Source organism: Janthinobacterium sp. AD80, assembly GCF_002878455.1.
Taxonomy (GTDB): Bacteria; Pseudomonadota; Gammaproteobacteria; order Burkholderiales; family Burkholderiaceae_D; genus Janthinobacterium.
Window position 1 is genome coordinate 11,000 of the sequence record NZ_NRDQ01000099.1, and the last position, 16,262, is coordinate 27,261.

Annotated in this window: 19 protein-coding genes; 11 read left to right on the forward strand and 8 right to left on the reverse strand. The window is 64.0% G+C overall.

The features are described from left to right. Nucleotides 1-72 precede the first annotated feature (72 nt). From JaAD80_RS18960 to JaAD80_RS18980, 5 genes are read left to right on the forward strand one after another with little or no spacing between them, the layout of a single operon-like run. Nucleotides 73-1,272, forward strand: a complete 1,200-nt coding sequence (locus JaAD80_RS18960) for a homoserine O-acetyltransferase (protein WP_102296317.1) — start codon at nt 73-75, stop codon at nt 1,270-1,272. Next, a complete protein-coding gene (gene metW / locus JaAD80_RS18965; protein ID WP_102296319.1) occupies nt 1,269-1,880 on the forward strand; it encodes a methionine biosynthesis protein MetW in 612 nt (203 codons plus the stop codon). The genes JaAD80_RS18960 and metW overlap by 4 nt, the downstream gene beginning before the upstream one ends. After that, the gene (locus JaAD80_RS18970) at nt 1,880-3,139 is read left to right on the forward strand and encodes an AmpG family muropeptide MFS transporter (protein WP_102296320.1); all 1,260 of its coding nucleotides are present in this window, start codon (nt 1,880-1,882) and stop codon (nt 3,137-3,139) included. The genes metW and JaAD80_RS18970 overlap by 1 nt, the downstream gene beginning before the upstream one ends. Then, the gene (locus tag JaAD80_RS18975) at nt 3,120-4,022 is read left to right on the forward strand and encodes a M48 family metallopeptidase (RefSeq protein WP_102296322.1); all 903 of its coding nucleotides are present in this window, start codon (nt 3,120-3,122) and stop codon (nt 4,020-4,022) included. Before JaAD80_RS18970 ends, JaAD80_RS18975 begins: the two co-directional genes overlap by 20 nt. 34 nt (nt 4,023-4,056) lie before the next feature. Beyond that, nucleotides 4,057-4,926 carry an RluA family pseudouridine synthase gene (locus JaAD80_RS18980; protein ID WP_180979477.1) on the forward strand — a complete coding sequence of 290 codons (870 nt, stop codon included), beginning with the start codon at nt 4,057-4,059 and terminating at the stop codon, nt 4,924-4,926. A gap of 150 nt (nt 4,927-5,076) precedes the next feature. Here JaAD80_RS18980 and JaAD80_RS18985 read toward each other — a convergent pair whose 3' ends face one another. Then, entirely contained in the window at nt 5,077-5,853 is a 777-nt protein-coding gene (locus JaAD80_RS18985; RefSeq protein ID WP_102296326.1) for an exodeoxyribonuclease III, read from the reverse strand. Between the two features lie 108 nt (nt 5,854-5,961). On the opposite strand from JaAD80_RS18985, the gene pyrE reads away from it, so the two are divergent. Further along, nucleotides 5,962-6,624 (forward strand): orotate phosphoribosyltransferase, encoded by a 663-nt coding sequence (pyrE, locus tag JaAD80_RS18990; RefSeq protein WP_102296327.1) that lies wholly within the window; start codon nt 5,962-5,964, stop codon nt 6,622-6,624. A 75-nt stretch (nt 6,625-6,699) separates the two neighbouring features. Here pyrE and JaAD80_RS18995 read toward each other — a convergent pair whose 3' ends face one another. Next, the gene (locus JaAD80_RS18995; RefSeq protein ID WP_180979478.1) at nt 6,700-6,945 is read right to left on the reverse strand and encodes a GNAT family N-acetyltransferase; all 246 of its coding nucleotides are present in this window, start codon (nt 6,943-6,945) and stop codon (nt 6,700-6,702) included. Beyond that, nucleotides 6,945-7,688 carry a sulfite exporter TauE/SafE family protein gene (locus JaAD80_RS19000; protein ID WP_102296331.1) on the reverse strand — a complete coding sequence of 248 codons (744 nt, stop codon included), beginning with the start codon at nt 7,686-7,688 and terminating at the stop codon, nt 6,945-6,947. The genes JaAD80_RS18995 and JaAD80_RS19000 overlap by 1 nt, the downstream gene beginning before the upstream one ends. 124 nt (nt 7,689-7,812) lie before the next feature. Between JaAD80_RS19000 and JaAD80_RS19005 the strand changes: the two genes are divergently transcribed. The 5 genes from JaAD80_RS19005 to JaAD80_RS19025 all read left to right on the forward strand — a co-directional run bounded on the left by JaAD80_RS19005 (nt 7,813) and on the right by JaAD80_RS19025 (nt 10,763). Beyond that, a complete protein-coding gene (locus tag JaAD80_RS19005; protein ID WP_102296333.1) occupies nt 7,813-8,706 on the forward strand; it encodes a LysR substrate-binding domain-containing protein in 894 nt (297 codons plus the stop codon). Between the two features lie 21 nt (nt 8,707-8,727). Continuing rightward, entirely contained in the window at nt 8,728-9,603 is an 876-nt protein-coding gene (locus JaAD80_RS19010) for an alpha/beta fold hydrolase (protein WP_102296335.1), read from the forward strand. Between the two features lie 109 nt (nt 9,604-9,712). Further along, complete coding sequence (locus tag JaAD80_RS19015) at nt 9,713-9,904, forward strand: YqaE/Pmp3 family membrane protein (RefSeq protein WP_010393172.1); 192 nt, start codon at nt 9,713-9,715, stop codon at nt 9,902-9,904. Between the two features lie 65 nt (nt 9,905-9,969). Continuing rightward, nucleotides 9,970-10,434: a carboxypeptidase-like regulatory domain-containing protein gene (locus JaAD80_RS19020; protein WP_146012427.1), complete on the forward strand. Its 465-nt coding sequence runs from the start codon at nt 9,970-9,972 to the stop codon at nt 10,432-10,434. Continuing rightward, nucleotides 10,434-10,763, forward strand: coding sequence for a hypothetical protein (locus JaAD80_RS19025; protein ID WP_102296338.1), 330 nt, complete (start codon nt 10,434-10,436; stop codon nt 10,761-10,763). The genes JaAD80_RS19020 and JaAD80_RS19025 overlap by 1 nt, the downstream gene beginning before the upstream one ends. Before the next feature lie 21 nt (nt 10,764-10,784). Here the strand turns inward: JaAD80_RS19025 and JaAD80_RS19030 are convergent, their stop codons facing one another. The 5 genes from JaAD80_RS19030 to JaAD80_RS19050 all read right to left on the reverse strand — a co-directional run. Further along, entirely contained in the window at nt 10,785-11,822 is a 1,038-nt protein-coding gene (locus tag JaAD80_RS19030) for an oxidoreductase (protein WP_102296339.1), read from the reverse strand. Between the two features lie 78 nt (nt 11,823-11,900). Then, nucleotides 11,901-13,148 (reverse strand): M56 family metallopeptidase, encoded by a 1,248-nt coding sequence (locus JaAD80_RS19035; RefSeq protein WP_102296341.1) that lies wholly within the window; start codon nt 13,146-13,148, stop codon nt 11,901-11,903. Continuing rightward, entirely contained in the window at nt 13,145-13,528 is a 384-nt protein-coding gene (locus JaAD80_RS19040) for a BlaI/MecI/CopY family transcriptional regulator (RefSeq protein WP_077399405.1), read from the reverse strand. The genes JaAD80_RS19035 and JaAD80_RS19040 overlap by 4 nt, the downstream gene beginning before the upstream one ends. A gap of 193 nt (nt 13,529-13,721) precedes the next feature. Continuing rightward, nucleotides 13,722-15,197 (reverse strand): Asp-tRNA(Asn)/Glu-tRNA(Gln) amidotransferase subunit GatB, encoded by a 1,476-nt coding sequence (gatB, locus tag JaAD80_RS19045; RefSeq protein ID WP_258003087.1) that lies wholly within the window; start codon nt 15,195-15,197, stop codon nt 13,722-13,724. Nucleotides 15,198-15,231: 34 nt separating this feature from the next. After that, nucleotides 15,232-16,262 (reverse strand): amidase family protein (locus tag JaAD80_RS19050; protein WP_102296345.1); only part of this gene is annotated, 1,031 nt, incomplete at its 5' end.

Consider the following 16,262-nt stretch of genomic DNA (forward strand, 5'->3'; position numbering starts at 1 on the left):
TTGCAGCACCTATCATCGCGGTGCTGCATCGACCATGGCCCGTGGGGCCACCCCCTTTATAAACCGACACACATGTCATCCATTGGAATCGTTTCACCGCAAACCATGTACTTTGCGGAACCCCTGCAGCTGCAAAGCGGCGCATCGCTGCAGGACTATATGTTGATGTATGAAACCTACGGCACCCTGAACGCCGACAAATCGAACGCGGTGCTGGTCTGCCACGCCCTGAACGCCTCGCACCACGTGGCCGGCGTGTATGCGGACGAGCCGAAAAGCACGGGCTGGTGGGACAATATGGTCGGTCCCGGCAAGCCGCTCGACACCAATAAATTCTTTGTCATCGGCGTCAACAACCTGGGCTCCTGCTTCGGCTCGACGGGCCCCATGCACACCAATCCCGCCACCGGCAAGCCGTATGGCGCCAGCTTCCCCGTCGTCACGGTGGAAGACTGGGTCAGCGCGCAGGCGCGCCTGGCCAACGAGCTGGGCATCACCCAGTTCGCCGCCGTGATGGGCGGTTCGCTGGGTGGCATGCAGGCGCTGGCGTGGAGCATCATGTTCCCCGAGCGCCTGCGCCACTGCGTGGTGATCGCCTCGACGGCCAAGCTGTCGGCGCAAAACATCGCCTTCAACGACGTGGCGCGCCAGGCCATCCTGTCCGACCCCGACTACCGTGGCGGCGACTTTTATGCACATGGCGTGGTGCCGAAGAACGGCTTGCGCGTGGCGCGCATGGTGGGCCACATCACGTATCTGTCGAATGACGACATGGCCGAAAAATTCGGCCGCAAGCTGCGCGACGCGGCGCAGACTGGCGACTACAAGTTCGGCTTCGGCATCGACTTCGAGATCGAATCGTATCTGCGCTACCAGGGCGACAAGTTCTCCGAATACTTCGACGCCAACACGTATTTATTGATCACCAAGGCGCTCGATTATTTCGATCCGGCGCGCGCGCATGGCGGCGACCTTGCCAAGGCCCTGTCGGGCACGAAAGCGAAGTTCTTCCTCGCCTCGTTCTCCACCGACTGGCGCTTTTCGCCCGAGCGCAGCCGCGAGATCGTCGAAGCGCTCGTCTGCAACCGCCGCCAGGTGACGTATGCCGAGATCGACGCGCCGCACGGCCATGATGCCTTCCTGCTGGAAGACCCGCGCTATATGAACATGGTGCGCGCCTACTATGGCCAGGTATGGAACGACATCGCCGCGGGCACGTCCGCCGCCGTACACAACACCGCCGTCCGCCAGGGCGCGAAGGAGATCGCATGACTTTTGAAGAATTGAGCGCCCTGCGCCCCGACCTGGCCTTCATCGCCCACTGGGTGCCGGACAATGCGCATGTGCTGGACGTGGGCTGCGGCGACGGCGTGATGCTGCAGTACCTGCAAAGCGACAAGGAGTGCAGCGGCTATGGTATCGAGATCGCCGACGACAAGGTACTGGCCAGCACGCAGCGCGGCGTCAACGTGGTCCAGCAGGACATGGAAAAGGGCCTGGCCATCTTTGGCGACAACAGCTTCGACACGGTGCTGTGCCTGTCCTCGCTGCAGATGATGAAGCAAGTCGAGCCGCTGTTGCGCGACATCGTGCGCGTGGGCGCCGAGGCTATCGTCTCGTTCCCGAACTTCGCCTACTGGCCGCACCGCGTGGCGCTGCTGAAAGGGCGCATGCCCGTGTCCAAATCGCTGCCCTACCAGTGGTACGACACGCCCAACGTGCGCTGCGCCACCATCAACGACTTCCGCGAACTGGCCGAGGAATGCGGCCTGGAAGTGATCGAATGCGTGGCCCTGGCCGAAGGCAAAATGGTCTCCGTGCTGCCGAACCTGCGCGGCGACCTGGCCGTCTTCCGCCTGCGTAAAAAAGCGGTGCATTGATGAACGCAAGCCCGGCGCCAGGCTGGCGCTCGTATGCCAATGGCCGCATGCTGGCCGTGCTGGTGCTGGGCTTCAGTTCCGGTTTGCCCCTGTTCATCCTGCTGTATCTGCTGCAGGCATGGCTGGCCAAGTCGGGCCTGAATGTGAAAGCGCTGGGGCTGTTCGCCCTGGTGCAGTTTCCCTACATCTGGAAATTCCTGTGGGCACCCCTGATGGACCGCTACAGCATCCTGGGCCTGGGACGCCGGCGCGGCTGGATGGCGCTCACGCAAGTGGCGCTGTTCTTTTCCATCGGTGCCATGGGCATGCTGGATCCGCTCACGCAGATCGGCCTGATCGCCGCTGCCGCCGGTGGCGTGGCCTTTCTGTCGGCCAGCCAGGACATCGTCATCGACGCCTACCGGCGCGAAATCCTCAGCGACAACGAGCAGGGACTGGGCGCGGCCGTCATCGTCAACGCGTATAAAGTGGCGGGCATGGTACCGGGCGCGCTGTCGCTGATCCTGGCCGACCGCATGCCGTGGCAGCCCGTGTTCTGGATCACGGCCGCCTTCATGCTGCCGGGTCTTGTGTGCACCTTGCTGATCCGGGAACCCACCGTCTACGGTTCGCCGCCGAAGACCATGCGCGAAGCGATCATTTTGCCGTTCCAGGAATTCATCGCGCGCGATGGTTGGCGTAACGCAATGTGGATCCTCGCCTTCGTATTACTCTACAAGATCGGCGACAGCATGGCCACGGCGCTGGCGACGAAGTTTTATCTCGACCTGGGTTTTAGCATGACGCAGATCGGCCTGGCCGCCAACACCACGGGGTTCTGGGCCAGCCTGGCCGGGGGCGTGGTGGGCGGCGTGTGGATGCTCAAGCTGGGCATCAACCGCGGCCTGTGGGTCTTCGGCGCGCTGCAGGCGATCGCCATTCTGGGATTCGCCTGGCTGGCGCAGGTGGGGGCAAATACCATGCTGCTCAGCGCCGTGATCGGTTTCGAGTCCTTTGCCAGCCTGGGCCTGGGCGCGGCCGCCTTTGTCGCCTTCCTGTCGCGCACCACGGACCCGCGCTACACGGCCACGCAATACGCGCTGTTTTCCAGCCTGAGCGCCGTGCCGCGCACCCTGATCAACGCCTCGGTGGGTTTTCTCGTCGCAGAGCTGGGCTGGTTTTCCTTTTTCATCGTCTGCTTCTTCCTGGCCTTCCCGGCCATGATGATGCTGCCTAAAATCGCTCCATGGAGGTCTGCCAATGGCACCAATATCCCTTAAACGTTACGCCGCCCTGGCCAGCCTGTGCGCGGCTACCGCGCTGGCGCCCCTGTCCGTCCACGCCCAGCAGGCGACGGTCCAGGATGGCATCAAGGTGCGTCCTTTGTCGACTTCGCGCATCTTTGCCGGCGGCGCCGATTTCAATGAACAGTCGAAGCAGCAATACACGCAGCTGGTCAACGAGGCGAAAGAAAAAAATGCGCTGGTGCCCGACAGCGACCCGCAAGTCAAACGCTTGCGCGCCATCGCCCAGCGCATCATCCCGTTCGCCACGCGCTGGAACGAGGCGGCGGCCAGCTGGAACTGGCAAGTCAACCTGCTCAATTCCGACCAGGTCAACGCCTTTTGCATGCCGGGCGGGCAGATCGCTTTTTACAGCGGCATCATCACCAAGCTGAATCTGACCGACGACGAGGTGGCCATCGTCATGGGCCATGAAATCTCGCACGCGCTGCGCGAACACTCGCAGGCGCAGGCGGGCAAGGGCAACCTGGCCGCCGTGGGCGCCAAGCTGGCCGGCGCCGGCCTGTCGGCCTGGCTCGGCGTTGATCCAAGCATCACTAGCACCGCCACGAATATGGCGGCGCAGGGCGTGATGCTGAAATTCTCGCGCGACGACGAACGCGAGGCGGACCTGATCGGCATGGATCTGGCAGCGCGTGCCGGGTTCGACCCGCGCGCCGGCGTGGTGCTGTGGCAGAAAATGGCGGCAGTGAGCAAGGGCGCGCCGCCGGAATTCCTCTCGACGCACCCGTCGGGCAAGGACCGCATCTCGCAGATGAACAGCCACATGGCGCAAGTGCTGCCGCTGTACGCGCGCAGCAAGGGCGTCAGCGTGAACGCCTTGCCGCCGTACCGCAGCACCGCCATCGCGCAGCGCTAGGATGTCCAGCCGCCACACCGCCGCACCGTTGCCCATGCGTGATGGCGTCGCCCCCAGCTATCTGTGGCTGCCGGAAGGGCAATGGTCCGGCATGCTGGCCTTCCTTGTCGAACGCTATCCGCAGATCAGCGCCGCGCAATGGCAGGACCGCATGGCGCGCGGTGAAGTGGTCAGTGGCGACGGCACCGTGCTGGGCCCGGACAGCGCGTACCGGCGCGGCATGCGCATTTTTTATTACCGCGAGCTGGAGCGGGAAACGCCGATTCCCTTCCAGGAAGCCATTCTGTTCCAGGACGAGCACCTGCTGGTGGTCGACAAGCCGCATTTTTTACCGATGACGCCGGGCGGGCGCTTCGTGCAGGAGACCCTGCTGACGCGCCTGAAGAAAAAATTCGACAGCACTGACCTGACGCCGATCCACCGCCTCGACCGCGAAACGGCCGGCGTGGTGATTTTTTCGCGCCAGGTGGCCAGCCGGGGCGCCTACCAGTCGCTGTTCCAGCGCCGTGAAGTGCACAAGACGTACGAGGCGCTGGCACCCGCGCTGGCGGGCCGTGATTTCCCGTTTACATATCGCAGCCGCATGGTGGACGGCGACAAGTTTTTCCTCATGCGCGAGGAAGAGGGCGACGCCAATTCGGAAACCGTCATCGACGTGATCGAGCGGCGCGGCGACGTGAATTTGTACCGCTTGCATCCGCACACGGGCCGCAAGCACCAGCTGCGCGTGCACCTGGCGTCGCTGGGCATCCCCATCGTCAACGATGCGTTTTATCCGGTGGCGCGGCCGTGCAAGGACGACGACATGTCGCAGCCCTTGCAGCTGCTGGCGCGGGCCATCGATTTCATCGACCCTTTGACGGGCGAGGCGCGGCATTTCGAAAGCCGGCGCACGCTCGGGTAATCCGACGCCACCACTGGCGCGGCCAACAATGTTGTCGGATTACGGCCCTGCGGCCTCGGCGGCCCCACCTGATCCGACCTACGGTAGAGCAGGCGTAGGTCGGCTTAGCGCGAAGCGCGTAAGCCGACACCACCCGCGACGTGTCAAAGATCAGCCCTTGATCGTGTAATCGATGATCAACGGTGCATGGTCGGAAAAACGCTCGTCCTTGTAGACGCTGACCGTATGCGCCTGGGCGGCGATGCCGGGCGTGGCGACGTGGTAGTCGATGCGCCAGCCGACGTTCTTCGCGTAGGCTTGTCCGCGGTTGCTCCACCACGTGTACTGGTCTTCGCGCTTGTCCAGGCCGCGGTGCACGTCGACAAAGCCGACTTCGTCGAAGACGCGCGTCAGCCAGGCCCGTTCCTCGGGCAGGAAGCCGGAATTTTTCTTGTTGCCTTTCCAGTTCTTCAGGTCGATTTCGTGGTGGGCGATATTCCAGTCGCCGCAGATGACCACTTCACGGCCCAGCGCCTTGAGTTCCAGCAGGTGCGGCAGGAACAGTTCCATGAAGCGGAACTTGGCTTCCTGGCGTTCCGGGCCGGAAGAACCGGACGGGCAGTACACGGAAATGACGGACAGCTTGCCAAAATCACAGCGCACATAGCGGCCTTCGGCATCGAATTCCGGGCTGCCGAAGCCGATGTGCACGGCGTCCGGTTCCACCTTGCTGTACACGCCCGTGCCCGAATAGCCTTTTTTCTCGGCGTAGTGGAAATGGCCGTGGTAGCCGTGCGGATTGAGGAATTCCGGCGTCATGTCGGGCAGCTGCGCCTTCAATTCCTGCACGCAGATGAAATCGGCCGTTTGCGTGCCCATCCAGTTGAAAAAGCCTTTTTTGGCGGCGGAACGGATACCGTTCAGGTTGGCGGAGATAATTTTTGGCATAGGCTGAGAGTGAAAGGGCGCTGGACGGGGCCGGCGGGCGCGGCATGGCGATTGTCTCGCCGGTGCGCGCGGATTAAAATACAGGCACTTTTAAAAAATGAGGCTAATGTGAATAATTTACGCCAGCAGTTTATCGCGTTTTCAGTATCCAAGGGAGTCTTGCGGTTCGGCGAGTTCACCACCAAGGCCGGGCGATCCTCGCCGTACTTCTTCAATGCGGGCCTGTTCCATGACGGCGCCACCCTGGCCGAGCTGGCGCAGTTCTACGCCCAGACGCTGCTCGATTCGGGCGTGGAATTCGACATGCTGTTCGGTCCCGCCTACAAGGGCATCACCCTGGCGTCGGCCACCGCCGTGGCGCTGGCCGGCAAGGGCCGCAATACCTCGTTCGCCTTCAACCGCAAGGAAGCCAAGGACCATGGCGAAGGCGGCACCATCGTCGGCGCCAAGCTGCATGGCAAAGTCGTCATCATTGACGATGTGATCTCGGCCGGCACCTCGGTGCGCGAATCGGTGGACATGATCCGCGCCGCCGGCGCCGAGCCATGCGCCGTGCTGATCGCCCTGGACCGCATGGAGCGTTCCGGCCCGGATGGCCAGCTGTCGCCAAGTTCGGCGGTGCAGGAAGTATCGAAACAGTACGGCATTCCCGTCATTTCGATCGGCAATCTGGACGATCTGTTCGGCTACCTGAACGGCGCTGGCGCCGATCCGGACCTGCTGCAGCACAAGGAAGCCGTTTCCGCCTACCGCGCGCGCTACGGTATTTAAAGTAGCCATGGCGGCGTTGCAGCGCGTTGCCGCACTAGCGTGCTGTCTGCCGCGCTGCGCCTTGCCTTGAGCACTTTAAACCGTCGTATTTTCCAGCAGTGCCCGCAGCCGCGGGTCGCTGCAGGCGGCGCTGGCCGACGGATGGTCGTGCAACAAGCGCCGCAGCAGCGCCCCGCCGATGCCGCGCCGCCGGAAAGGCGGTTTCACGAACAGCATATTTACTCCCACGCCATGCGCATGCCTGGTGATGTCGAGCATAGCCACCTGCTGGCCATCGATCCATGCGCACAAGGCGTGGTCGCCGTGCCAATCGATCTGCATCAAGCCAGCCATGGTTTCAACGCCGAATGCAGGCCCAGGGCGAACAGCCCGACAAAAAAGCACCGTTTGAACACCTGCTGCGAGATGCGCCCGCGCAGCCATTGACCGGCCAGCATGCCGGCCAGGGCCGGCAGCAGCGCATACGCGGACGCACCGGCCGCGCCGAGGCTGAAGTCGCCATGTAGGGCCAGACTGGCCGCCAGTGCCACGGTCGAGACGGTAAACGCCATGCCCAGCGCCTGTATCAGCGCGTCGCGCGCCAGGCCCAGTCCCTGCAGATACGGTACGGCGGGGATCACGAACACGCCGGTGGCGGCCGTCACCAGACCTGTCGCGGCGCCCATCACGGGACCCAGCCACGCTTCGTGGCGGGCCGGCACGCGCAGCTGCAACGAAAACAGGCCGGCCAGCGCGTACAGCATCAGCGCCACGCCCAGGGCGACGACGGGCCAGGCACCGCCATCCTTCGGCAGCAGGGCGCCGCCCGCCAGGGTGCCGGCCATGACGGCGGCCAGCATGGGCCACAGGCGCCGCAACAAGGCACGCAGGCCGGGGCCGGCCGCCAGTTGCCAGAGATTCGTCACCATCGATGGCACGATCAGCAGTGCCGCCGCCTGCACGGGCGCCATGACGAGGCTGAGCGTGCCCATGGCCACCGTCGGCAGCCCCAGTCCGACTACGCCCTTGACGAAGCCAGCTACGATGAAGCTGGCACCGACGGCCAGCAAAAATGAAGTGTCCATCTTTTTATGTCAGAGTAAATTTGCATGGATTTTGCGCGCCGCGCGCGATTTCGCCAAGATGGATTATCCTGAGCCAGCCTATGTAAAAAGCGAAGGCTGGTAAGATGCGGAAAAGGAGGGCGCCATGCGCTTTGATCTGGTCGACTTGCAGCTGTTTGTGAATGTGGTGGAAGCGGGCAGCCTGACGGCGGGCGCCGCGCGCAGCCATCTGGCGCTGGCGTCGAGCAGCGCGCGCGTGCGCGGCATGGAAGAGATGCTGGGCATGCCGCTGCTGCTGCGCGGACGGCGCGGCGTGGAACCGACGCCGGTGGGCCAGACCCTGCTGCATCACGCGCGCCTGGTGCTCATACAAATGGAGAAAATGCGCGGCGAGCTGGGCGAATTTGCGCGCGGCCTGAAGGGGCAGCTGCGTTTGCTGTGCAATACGGCGGCGCTCAGCGAATTTTTGCCCGAGGCGCTCGGTGCTTTTCTCGACCGCCATCCGAACCTGACCATCGACCTGGAAGAGCGTCTCAGTTACGATATCGTCAAGGCCGTCTCGGAAGGACTGGCCGACATGGGCATCGTTTCCGATTCGGTCGACATGCGCGGCTTGCAGACTTTTTTGTTCCGCCCCGACCGGCTGGTGGCGATCGCGGCGGCCGATGGCGTGCATCACCGCGCCCTGGGCCAGGATGGCGTCGTCGATTTTGCCAGCGTGCTCGATCACGATTTCATCGGCCTGGCCGACGACAGCGCGATGCAGCAGTACCTGGGCATGCACGCGGCGCGCCTGGGCCGCCCCTTGAAGGTGCGCGTGCGCCTGCGCAGCTTCGATGCCGTCTGCCGCATGGTGGCCAGCGGCGTGGGCGTGAGCGTGGTGCCGCTGGCGGCGGCAAACCGCTGCCAGCAGACGATGGCGCTGCGCTGCATGGAATTATCCGATCCCTGGTCGGTACGCAATCTCACCATCTGCGTACGCCAGTTCAGCGAACTACCCCTGTACGCGCGCCAGTTGATCGAACATCTGAAGGCGTGACAGGGCATGACAGGAGCAGCGATGCGTTTTTCTGAAGACAAGATGGCCAGCCTGCTGTGCAGCGACCAGGTCGAGCGGCCCATCCACATCTGGCAGCCGCCAGCACCCAGGCAGCCACGCGCGGTGATTCTGGCGATCCACGGCGGCATGGCGCATGCGGGCGACTACGTCACGCCGGCGCTGTACTTCCGCCAGCACGGCATCGCCACGGTCAGCTTTGACATGGTGGGCCACGATGGCAAGCGCAAGGTCGACATTCCCTCGTTCGAGGCCTTCCTCGACGACGCGGAACTGTTCCTCGCCTGGGTCAAGGCCACGTATCCGGGCCTGCCAATTTTCGTCATGGGCCACTCCATGGGCGGCCTGATCGCCACGCACCTGGGGCTGCGGCGTTTCGCGGGCGACCCGGCCATCAAGGGTTTTATTCTGTCGTCGCCATATTACGTGAATGCGATCCCCGTGCCGAAGGTGCTGCAAATGCTGTCGGGCTGGCTGGCCAGGCGCTTTCCCACGATGAAGGTCCCGCTGGGGAATCTGACCATGCTGCTGACGCACGACCAGACCATCACGGCGCGCCATTTCCAGGACGAGCGCGATGGCATCCGCGCCAGCGAAGCGTCGGTGCGCTTTGCCCACGCCCTGACATCGGCGCAAAAGGAGCTGGCCGGCGGCTTGTCCGGCTGGCGCTTCCCCCTGTTCGCCGTGGTGGCGGGCGACGACAAGCTGGCCAACAGCCGCGCCACGGAAAGCATGCTGCGCAGCGTGCCCGACGGCCTGCTCGACTACCATTTTTATCCGGCCAACTACCACGAGAATTTCAATGAAGTGAACCGCGACACGATTTTTGCCGCCATCCTGGCCTGGATGGAGAAACTGCTGGCGCCAGCGGCAGCTTGAGGTGCCCGGTATCGCTATAATCGATCGCTATAATCGACCTGACTGAATTGACCGCCGGCGCATGCCGGCCCGGACCCCGCGGCACTGGGGCATACTGAAGGAACGAACGATGCGCTTGCTGATTGCCCTGATACTCCCCTGGCTGACCTTTTTCACGATCGGCCGTCCGATCGCCGGCATCATTTGCCTGATCCTGCAAATTACCGTAATCGGCTGGCTGCCAGCCACGATCTGGGCCGTGTATGCACTGAGCCAGTACAAGACGGACCAGAAGATCGCCGAGGCCATGCGCCGGCGCTGATGTGGGTCTAAGTCCTGTTTAAGCTGCGCTTCCTATCTTGATTCAATCGACGCAAGGAGAGTGAGATGGCACCAAACAGACGCGGTATCCCGGGCTTGATGACGGCGATGTTCACGGCGGGATTCCTGCTGGCGAGCAGCGCCCACGCGCAGACCGACAGCGCCCTGCCGCCCGTGCAGAAGAGCGGGGCGGTGGAATACCTGAGCGGCGGCATCGGCCTCGAGGAATCGACGGCCATCAAGGGCGCCAGCCGGCATTGGCCATTGAGCCTGGTGTTTTCCGTGCAGGCGGCGGGCAAGGCGGAATTTGCCTCCGACGTGAAGCTGGAGATTCATGATGCCAAGGGCGCACCGGTGCTGGAAACGACAGCCAGCGGCCCCTTCCTGCTGGCGAAATTGCCGCCGGGTAGCTACAGCCTGCGCGCTACCCTGGTGGGCAAGACCCTGGAACGCAAGGTGCAAATCAAGGCTGGCAGTTCCGCGCGCGTGGAGCTGGTCTGGCCGGCGGGAACGAACCAGGGCCAATCCTGATGCCAGGCGACGGCAAGGCGCCCGAACGGGGCCTGCCGGCGCGCGGCTTGTCGGCACATATCCTGCCCACCTCGGCGACGATGATCGGCGTATGCATGACCGTGCTGTCGATCGGCCACCTGGCGCCGCGTGGCGACGTGCGGGTGGTGATCGACAAGCTGCTGGCCGTCGACGCCATCGTGTTTCTCGTCAGCGCCGTGCTGTCCTTTTTGTCGCTGCGCCCCGGCCAGTCGTGCCTGCGCTACGAATGGTGGGGCGAGCTGGTGTTCATTTGCGGCCTGGCCATGCTGGCGCTGGGCGCCGTGGTGTTGGCCTTCGTCATCAACTGAGTCCGGCCAGCTGTCATACCGTCAGCGCACCGCGAGCACGCGGCCCTCGGCGGCGCTTTGCAGGGCCAGTTCGATCAGGCGTATCGTCGCCGCCGCATCTTCGGCTGCCACGGGCGCCGCTGCGCCATGACGGATGGCATCGGCCATGCCCTGGTAAAAATCCTGGTAGCGGCCGGCCTGCATGTCCAGGTGCGCGAACTGGCCATCCGGCTGCGTACCCAGGTGCAGCGCACCGCGCACGGGATCGACGCCCCAGCCGGCCTGGCCCGGCCTGCCGCCCGCCTTCAATGCATCTTCCTGCGGATCGAGACCGAATTTCACGAAACTGCCCTTGTCGCCATGCACGGCGAAGCGCGCCGTCGGCGCCTTCACCAGGCAGCCGGCCTGCAGCACCACGCGCAGCCGCTCATAGTACAAAACGATGTGCATGTAGTCGACAGCTTGCGCGCCATCGCGCTGCAGGGCGATGTCGGCGTACAGTTTTTCCGGCATGCCGAACAGCTGCGTGGCCTGGTCCAGCATGTGCGGTCCCAGGTCGTACAGCAAGCCGCCGCCCGGTGCGGCGGACTCGCGCCAGCGCTGGCGGATCTCGGGGCGGAAGCGGTCAAAATGCGATTCGACGCTGGCGATGCGGCCCAAGGTGCCCTGCGCCAGCAGCGTTTTGAGGGTCAGGAAGTCGCCATCCCAGCGGCGGTTGTGGTACACGCTGAGCACCAGCTTGCGTTCTTGCGCCAGCGCGATCAGGGTCTGCGCCTCCAGGCTGGAAATGGTGAAGGGCTTGTCCACCACCACGTGTTTTCCCGCCTGCAGGGCAGCCAGCGCCAGGCTGTAATGGGCTTCATTGGGCGCGGCGATGACCACCAGTTCGATCGATGGATCGGCAAACAGCTGCGCCGGTTGCGCGTACACGGTGGCCTGCGGCCAATCCTTGTGCACGAGTTCCGGCTTGCTGGAGGCGACGGCCGTCAGTTCCAGGGCGTCGATGGCCGACAGGACGGGAGCGTGGAAGGTGGAGCCGGCAAAGCCGTAGCCGACCAGGCCGGTTTTGATCTTGTTCATGGCGTGTTCACGGGTGCGTGGAAGAATCCATGATCATACCCGCAAGCGGGCGGCGGCAGCGATGCCGCCGCACAGACATTAGTTCAGGCGCCAGACGTATTGCACCTTGACGCTGGCGCTGACCGGCTTGCCGCCAGCCAGGGCCGGCTTGAACGTGCACTTGGCAATGCCGGTGCGCGCCGCCTCGTCGAGGGCCGGATGGCCGCTGCTTTTGACCACGCTCGATCCTTGCACCTTGCCGGTGGCATCGACATCAAAGGACATGTTGACCGTGCCCACTTCCTTCGCCTGCAGCGATGCGGCCGGGTAGACGGGTTTGCCGCAGACGCCAAAGTCGATGATGGGACGGCGCTCCAGTACCGGTGCGCTGGCAGAAGCGACAGCCTGGCCATAGATGCCGAGGCAAGCGCCCGCCAGTGCCAGCAGCGGCACGGCCGCCTTCCAGTTCAGGGTCGGTGGTGCGGGGCGCAGCAATCGTTTGATACGTGACATAAGATCTCCTCCGTTGGCCGCCTGGGCCAGGTGGTGGGTTGAGAACTGGAGACGTTCCAGTTCCGAGAGTGCAAGAGCCAGACGCCGCGGTTCGCCCAGTTGTCTTGCTGCGAAATCATCTGCAATATGTTCGCGTTCCAGGCGCACGCCGCGTGAAATCCACCAGACGGCAGGGTGGAAGAACAGCAGCGCCTCGATGGCGTTTTGCAGCAGGTTGACCAAGTAATCGTGGCGGCGGATGTGCGCCAGCTCGTGTGCCAGCAGCGCAGCGAGCAAGTCGGGCGGCATGCCCGTGATCAGCGCGGCGGGTACCAGCACCACGGGGCGCCAGATGCCGGCCGTGACAGGGCTGGCGATACCATCGAGCACGCGCAGCCGCACGGCCCGCGTCACGCCCGCCGCTTGCGCCATCTGCGCCAGGCGTGTTTGCCATGCCGTATGCGTGGCGCCGGACTGGCTGGCGCTGCGTGCTATCCACAGCATGCCGAGCGCCATGCGCAAGGCCAGTACGGCGGCGCACAGCGCCCAGACGCTGACGATGACGCTCAGCGCCGTGTGCAGGCCGGGCAAGCCGTCGGGGGCCAGCAGCGTTGTGGAGAGCCGGGAGCCGGCAAATGCGGGGCTGGCCGCGTCGCCGCTGGCCAGGCGCAGAGACAGTCCCACCAGTGGCCAGCACAGGCAGGCCAGCAGGGCGCCGCAGCCAAGCGCATAACGCGCTTCCGGACGGGCATTGCGCAGGGCGGCCCAGGCCAGCGCCGTGGCGCAGCCGATCAGGATGCCCTGCCACAGGAAGTGCAGCAGGGTCCAGCCCAGGGCCTGCACGAAGCCGCTCATGACTGATCGTCCTTGAGCATTTTTTCAATTTCCTCGCGTTCGGCGCGCGACACGCCCGTGCGCAGCGCCGCCAGCACCAGCGCCTTGGCGGAACCGGCAAAGGCTTTCTGCATCAGTTCCTTGAGCAGATTGGTCTGCAGGCTGTCCTGCGCCTGCGCTGGCGCATACACATGCGAGCGCTGGCTTTCGTCGCGGATCAGCAAGCCCTTGGTATGCATGATCTGCATCAGGCGCAGCACGGTGCCGTAGGTGATGGCCGGCTTGGCCAGCGCCATCGCTTCGTGCACCTGCTTGGCCGTTGCGGCGCCCAGCGGCCATAGCGCCTGCAGCAGATCGAGTTCGGCCGCCGTCGGTTTCGGGATGTCGTGCGTCTTGGCCATGCGGTTTTCCTCTTGCCTGAAATTCAATATGGCTAGCGTAAACCTTGTAGACAAAAATGTATACTTTAATTTTCAGTATCTTATAAATGCCTGTCAGCCAATGCTGTAAAACCTAGACAAGCTTGTTTATGAGTAAAGCCGGCAGGCGAAAAAAAAGACGCCGCAGCGTCTTTTTTTGGGGGGCGGTGAAAAATTAGCCCGCCAGCTTGGCCTTCAGCAGTTCCGTCAGCTGGGCCGGGTTGGCCTTGCCTTTGGATGCTTTCATGGCCTGGCCGATCAGCGCGTTGATGGCCGCTTCCTTGCCGGCGCGGTACTGCTCCACCGACTTGGCGTTGGCCGCCAGCACTTCATCGACGATGGCTTCCAGCGCGCCCGAGTCCGAGATCTGCTTCAGGCCCTTGGCGTCGATGATGGTATCGACCAGGTTCTCGTCGTTCGATTTTGCTTCCCACATGCCGGCGAAGACTTCCTTTGCCGCCTTGTTCGAGATGGTGCCATCGGCGATGCGCTTGAGCATGGCGGCCAGTTGCGCGCTAGAGACGGGAGCGTCGTCCAGGTCCACGCCTTCGCGGTTCAGGGTCGACGCCACGTCGCCCATCAGCCAGTTGGCGGCGGCCTTGGCGTTTTCCTTGCCGGCCTTGTCGACCACGGCAACGAAGTAGGTGGCCATGGCTTTCGATTGCGTCAGCACCAGCGCATCGTAGTCCGGCAACGCGTATTCGCTGATGAAACGGGCGCGCATGGCGGCAGGCAGTTCCGGCATCGAGGCCTTGACCGTGTCGATCCACGCTTGCGAGATGACCAGCGGCGGCAGGTCAGGATCCGGGAAGTAGCGGTAATCCTGCGCGTCTTCCTTGCTGCGCATTTCGCGCGTTTCCTTGCGGTCCGGATCGTACAAACGCGTCGCCTGCACGACCTTGCCGCCGTCTTCGATCAGTTCGATCTGGCGGCGCACTTCGACGTGCACGGCTTCTTCGATGAAGCGGAAGGAGTTCAGGTTCTTGATCTCGCAGCGGGTGCCGAATTCCTTCTGGCCGACGGGGCGCACGGACACGTTGACGTCGCAGCGGAACGAGCCTTCCTGCATGTTGCCGTCGCAAACGCCCAGCCACATGACCAGCGAGTGCAGCGCCTTGGCGTAGGCAACGGCTTCGGCGGCGCTGCGGATCTCCGGTTCCGAGACGATTTCCAGCAGCGGCGTGCCGGCGCGGTTCAAGTCGATGCCGCTCATGCCCGCATAGTCTTCATGCAGGGATTTGCCGGCGTCTTCTTCCAGGTGGGCGCGCGTCAGGTTGACCGTCTTGGTGACGAACTCGCCATCCTTTTCGTAGCCGAAGGTGAGGGCGCCGCCGATGACGACGGGGTCCTCGAACTGGCTGATCTGGTAGCCCTTCGGCGAATCCGGATAAAAATAGTTCTTGCGCGCGAAGACCGACTGCGGCGCCACGGTGGCGCCCACGGCCAAACCAAAACGGATCGCGCGGTCGACGGCCTGCTTGTTCATCACGGGCAGCACGCCTGGCAGCGCCAGGTCGACGGGGCTCGCTTGCGTGTTGGCGTCGGCGCCGTACTTGATCGGCGAACCGCTGAAAATTTTGGATTCGGTCGTGAGCTGCACGTGGTTCTCAAGACCGATGACGACTTCCCATTGCATAGTGTTCTCGCTTATTTTTGTTGGCGCCGCCTGGGCGGCGCGTGTGTTCTTAGATGCCGGCAGTTGCGTTGCCTGGAGCGCGCGTATGCCAGTCCGTCACCAGCTGGAACTGGTGGGCCACGTTCAGCAGCCTGGCTTCGCCAAAATAATTGCCGATGATTTGCAGGCCGACGGGGCGCTTGCCGTTCTTTTCACCTTCGCCAAAGCCGCACGGGATCGACATGCCGGGCAGGCCGGCCAGGCTGGTCGACAGGGTGTAGATGTCGGCCAGGTAGTTCGCTACCGGGTCGTCCGTCTTGTCGCCCAGGTCCCAGGCGACTGTTGGCGCAACCGGTCCCATGATGACGTCGCAGACGGCGTACGGGCCATTCAGCACGGCGTCGAAATCCTGCGCGATCAGGCGGCGGATCTTTTGCGCCTTCAGGTAGTAGGCGTCGTAGTAGCCGTGGCACAGCACGTAGGTGCCGACCATGATGCGGCGCTGCACTTCGGGACCGAAGCCTTCGGCGCGCGACTTCTTGTACATGTCCTGCAAGTCCTTGTACTCGCTAGCGCGGTGGCCGTAGCGCACGCCGTCGTAGCGCGACAGGTTCGACGATGCTTCTGCCGGGGCGATCATGTAGTAGGCGGGAATCGACAGGGCGGTGTTCGGCAGCGAGATGTCGACCAGGGTGGCGCCCAGCTTTTCATATTGCGCCAGCGCGCCGCGCACGGCCGCTTCCACGTCCTTGGCCAGGCCTTCGCCGAAATACTCGCGCGGCACGCCGATGCGCAATCCCGTGAGGGGGGCATCAAGACTGCGCGAAAAATCTTCCGCCACGCCGCCCTGTTCCGGCGACAGGCTGGTCGAGTCGCGCTCGTCGAAGCCGGCCATGGCACTCAGGAGCAGGGCGCAGTCTTCGGCCGAGCGGGCCATCGGGCCGCCCTGATCCAGAGACGAGGCAAAGGCGATCATGCCGAAGCGCGAGACGCGGCCATAGGTCGGCTTGATGCCGGTGATGCCGCAAAAAGCGGCAGGCTGGCGGATCGAGCCGCCCGTGTCGGTGCCGGTGGCCGCTGGCGCCAGGCCGGCCGCCACGG

What these genes read in the sequence shown, in the direction of transcription:
- JaAD80_RS18960 (WP_102296317.1), top strand. Translation starts at nt 73, where the DNA reads ATGTCATCCATTGGAATCGTTTCACCGCAAACCATGTACTTTGCGGAA.
- metW (WP_102296319.1), top strand. Translation starts at nt 1,269, where the DNA reads ATGACTTTTGAAGAATTGAGCGCCCTGCGCCCCGACCTGGCCTTCATC.
- JaAD80_RS18970 (WP_102296320.1), top strand. Translation starts at nt 1,880, where the DNA reads ATGAACGCAAGCCCGGCGCCAGGCTGGCGCTCGTATGCCAATGGCCGC.
- JaAD80_RS18975 (WP_102296322.1), top strand. Translation starts at nt 3,120, where the DNA reads ATGGCACCAATATCCCTTAAACGTTACGCCGCCCTGGCCAGCCTGTGC.
- JaAD80_RS18980 (WP_180979477.1), top strand. Translation starts at nt 4,057, where the DNA reads ATGCGTGATGGCGTCGCCCCCAGCTATCTGTGGCTGCCGGAAGGGCAA.
- JaAD80_RS18985 (WP_102296326.1), bottom strand. Translation starts at nt 5,853, where the DNA reads ATGCCAAAAATTATCTCCGCCAACCTGAACGGTATCCGTTCCGCCGCC.
- JaAD80_RS18995 (WP_180979478.1), bottom strand. Translation starts at nt 6,945, where the DNA reads ATGCAGATCGATTGGCACGGCGACCACGCCTTGTGCGCATGGATCGAT.
- JaAD80_RS19000 (WP_102296331.1), bottom strand. Translation starts at nt 7,688, where the DNA reads ATGGACACTTCATTTTTGCTGGCCGTCGGTGCCAGCTTCATCGTAGCT.
- JaAD80_RS19005 (WP_102296333.1), top strand. Translation starts at nt 7,813, where the DNA reads ATGCGCTTTGATCTGGTCGACTTGCAGCTGTTTGTGAATGTGGTGGAA.
- JaAD80_RS19010 (WP_102296335.1), top strand. Translation starts at nt 8,728, where the DNA reads ATGCGTTTTTCTGAAGACAAGATGGCCAGCCTGCTGTGCAGCGACCAG.
- JaAD80_RS19015 (WP_010393172.1), top strand. Translation starts at nt 9,713, where the DNA reads ATGCGCTTGCTGATTGCCCTGATACTCCCCTGGCTGACCTTTTTCACG.
- JaAD80_RS19020 (WP_146012427.1), top strand. Translation starts at nt 9,970, where the DNA reads ATGGCACCAAACAGACGCGGTATCCCGGGCTTGATGACGGCGATGTTC.
- JaAD80_RS19025 (WP_102296338.1), top strand. Translation starts at nt 10,434, where the DNA reads ATGCCAGGCGACGGCAAGGCGCCCGAACGGGGCCTGCCGGCGCGCGGC.
- JaAD80_RS19030 (WP_102296339.1), bottom strand. Translation starts at nt 11,822, where the DNA reads ATGAACAAGATCAAAACCGGCCTGGTCGGCTACGGCTTTGCCGGCTCC.
- JaAD80_RS19035 (WP_102296341.1), bottom strand. Translation starts at nt 13,148, where the DNA reads ATGAGCGGCTTCGTGCAGGCCCTGGGCTGGACCCTGCTGCACTTCCTG.
- JaAD80_RS19040 (WP_077399405.1), bottom strand. Translation starts at nt 13,528, where the DNA reads ATGGCCAAGACGCACGACATCCCGAAACCGACGGCGGCCGAACTCGAT.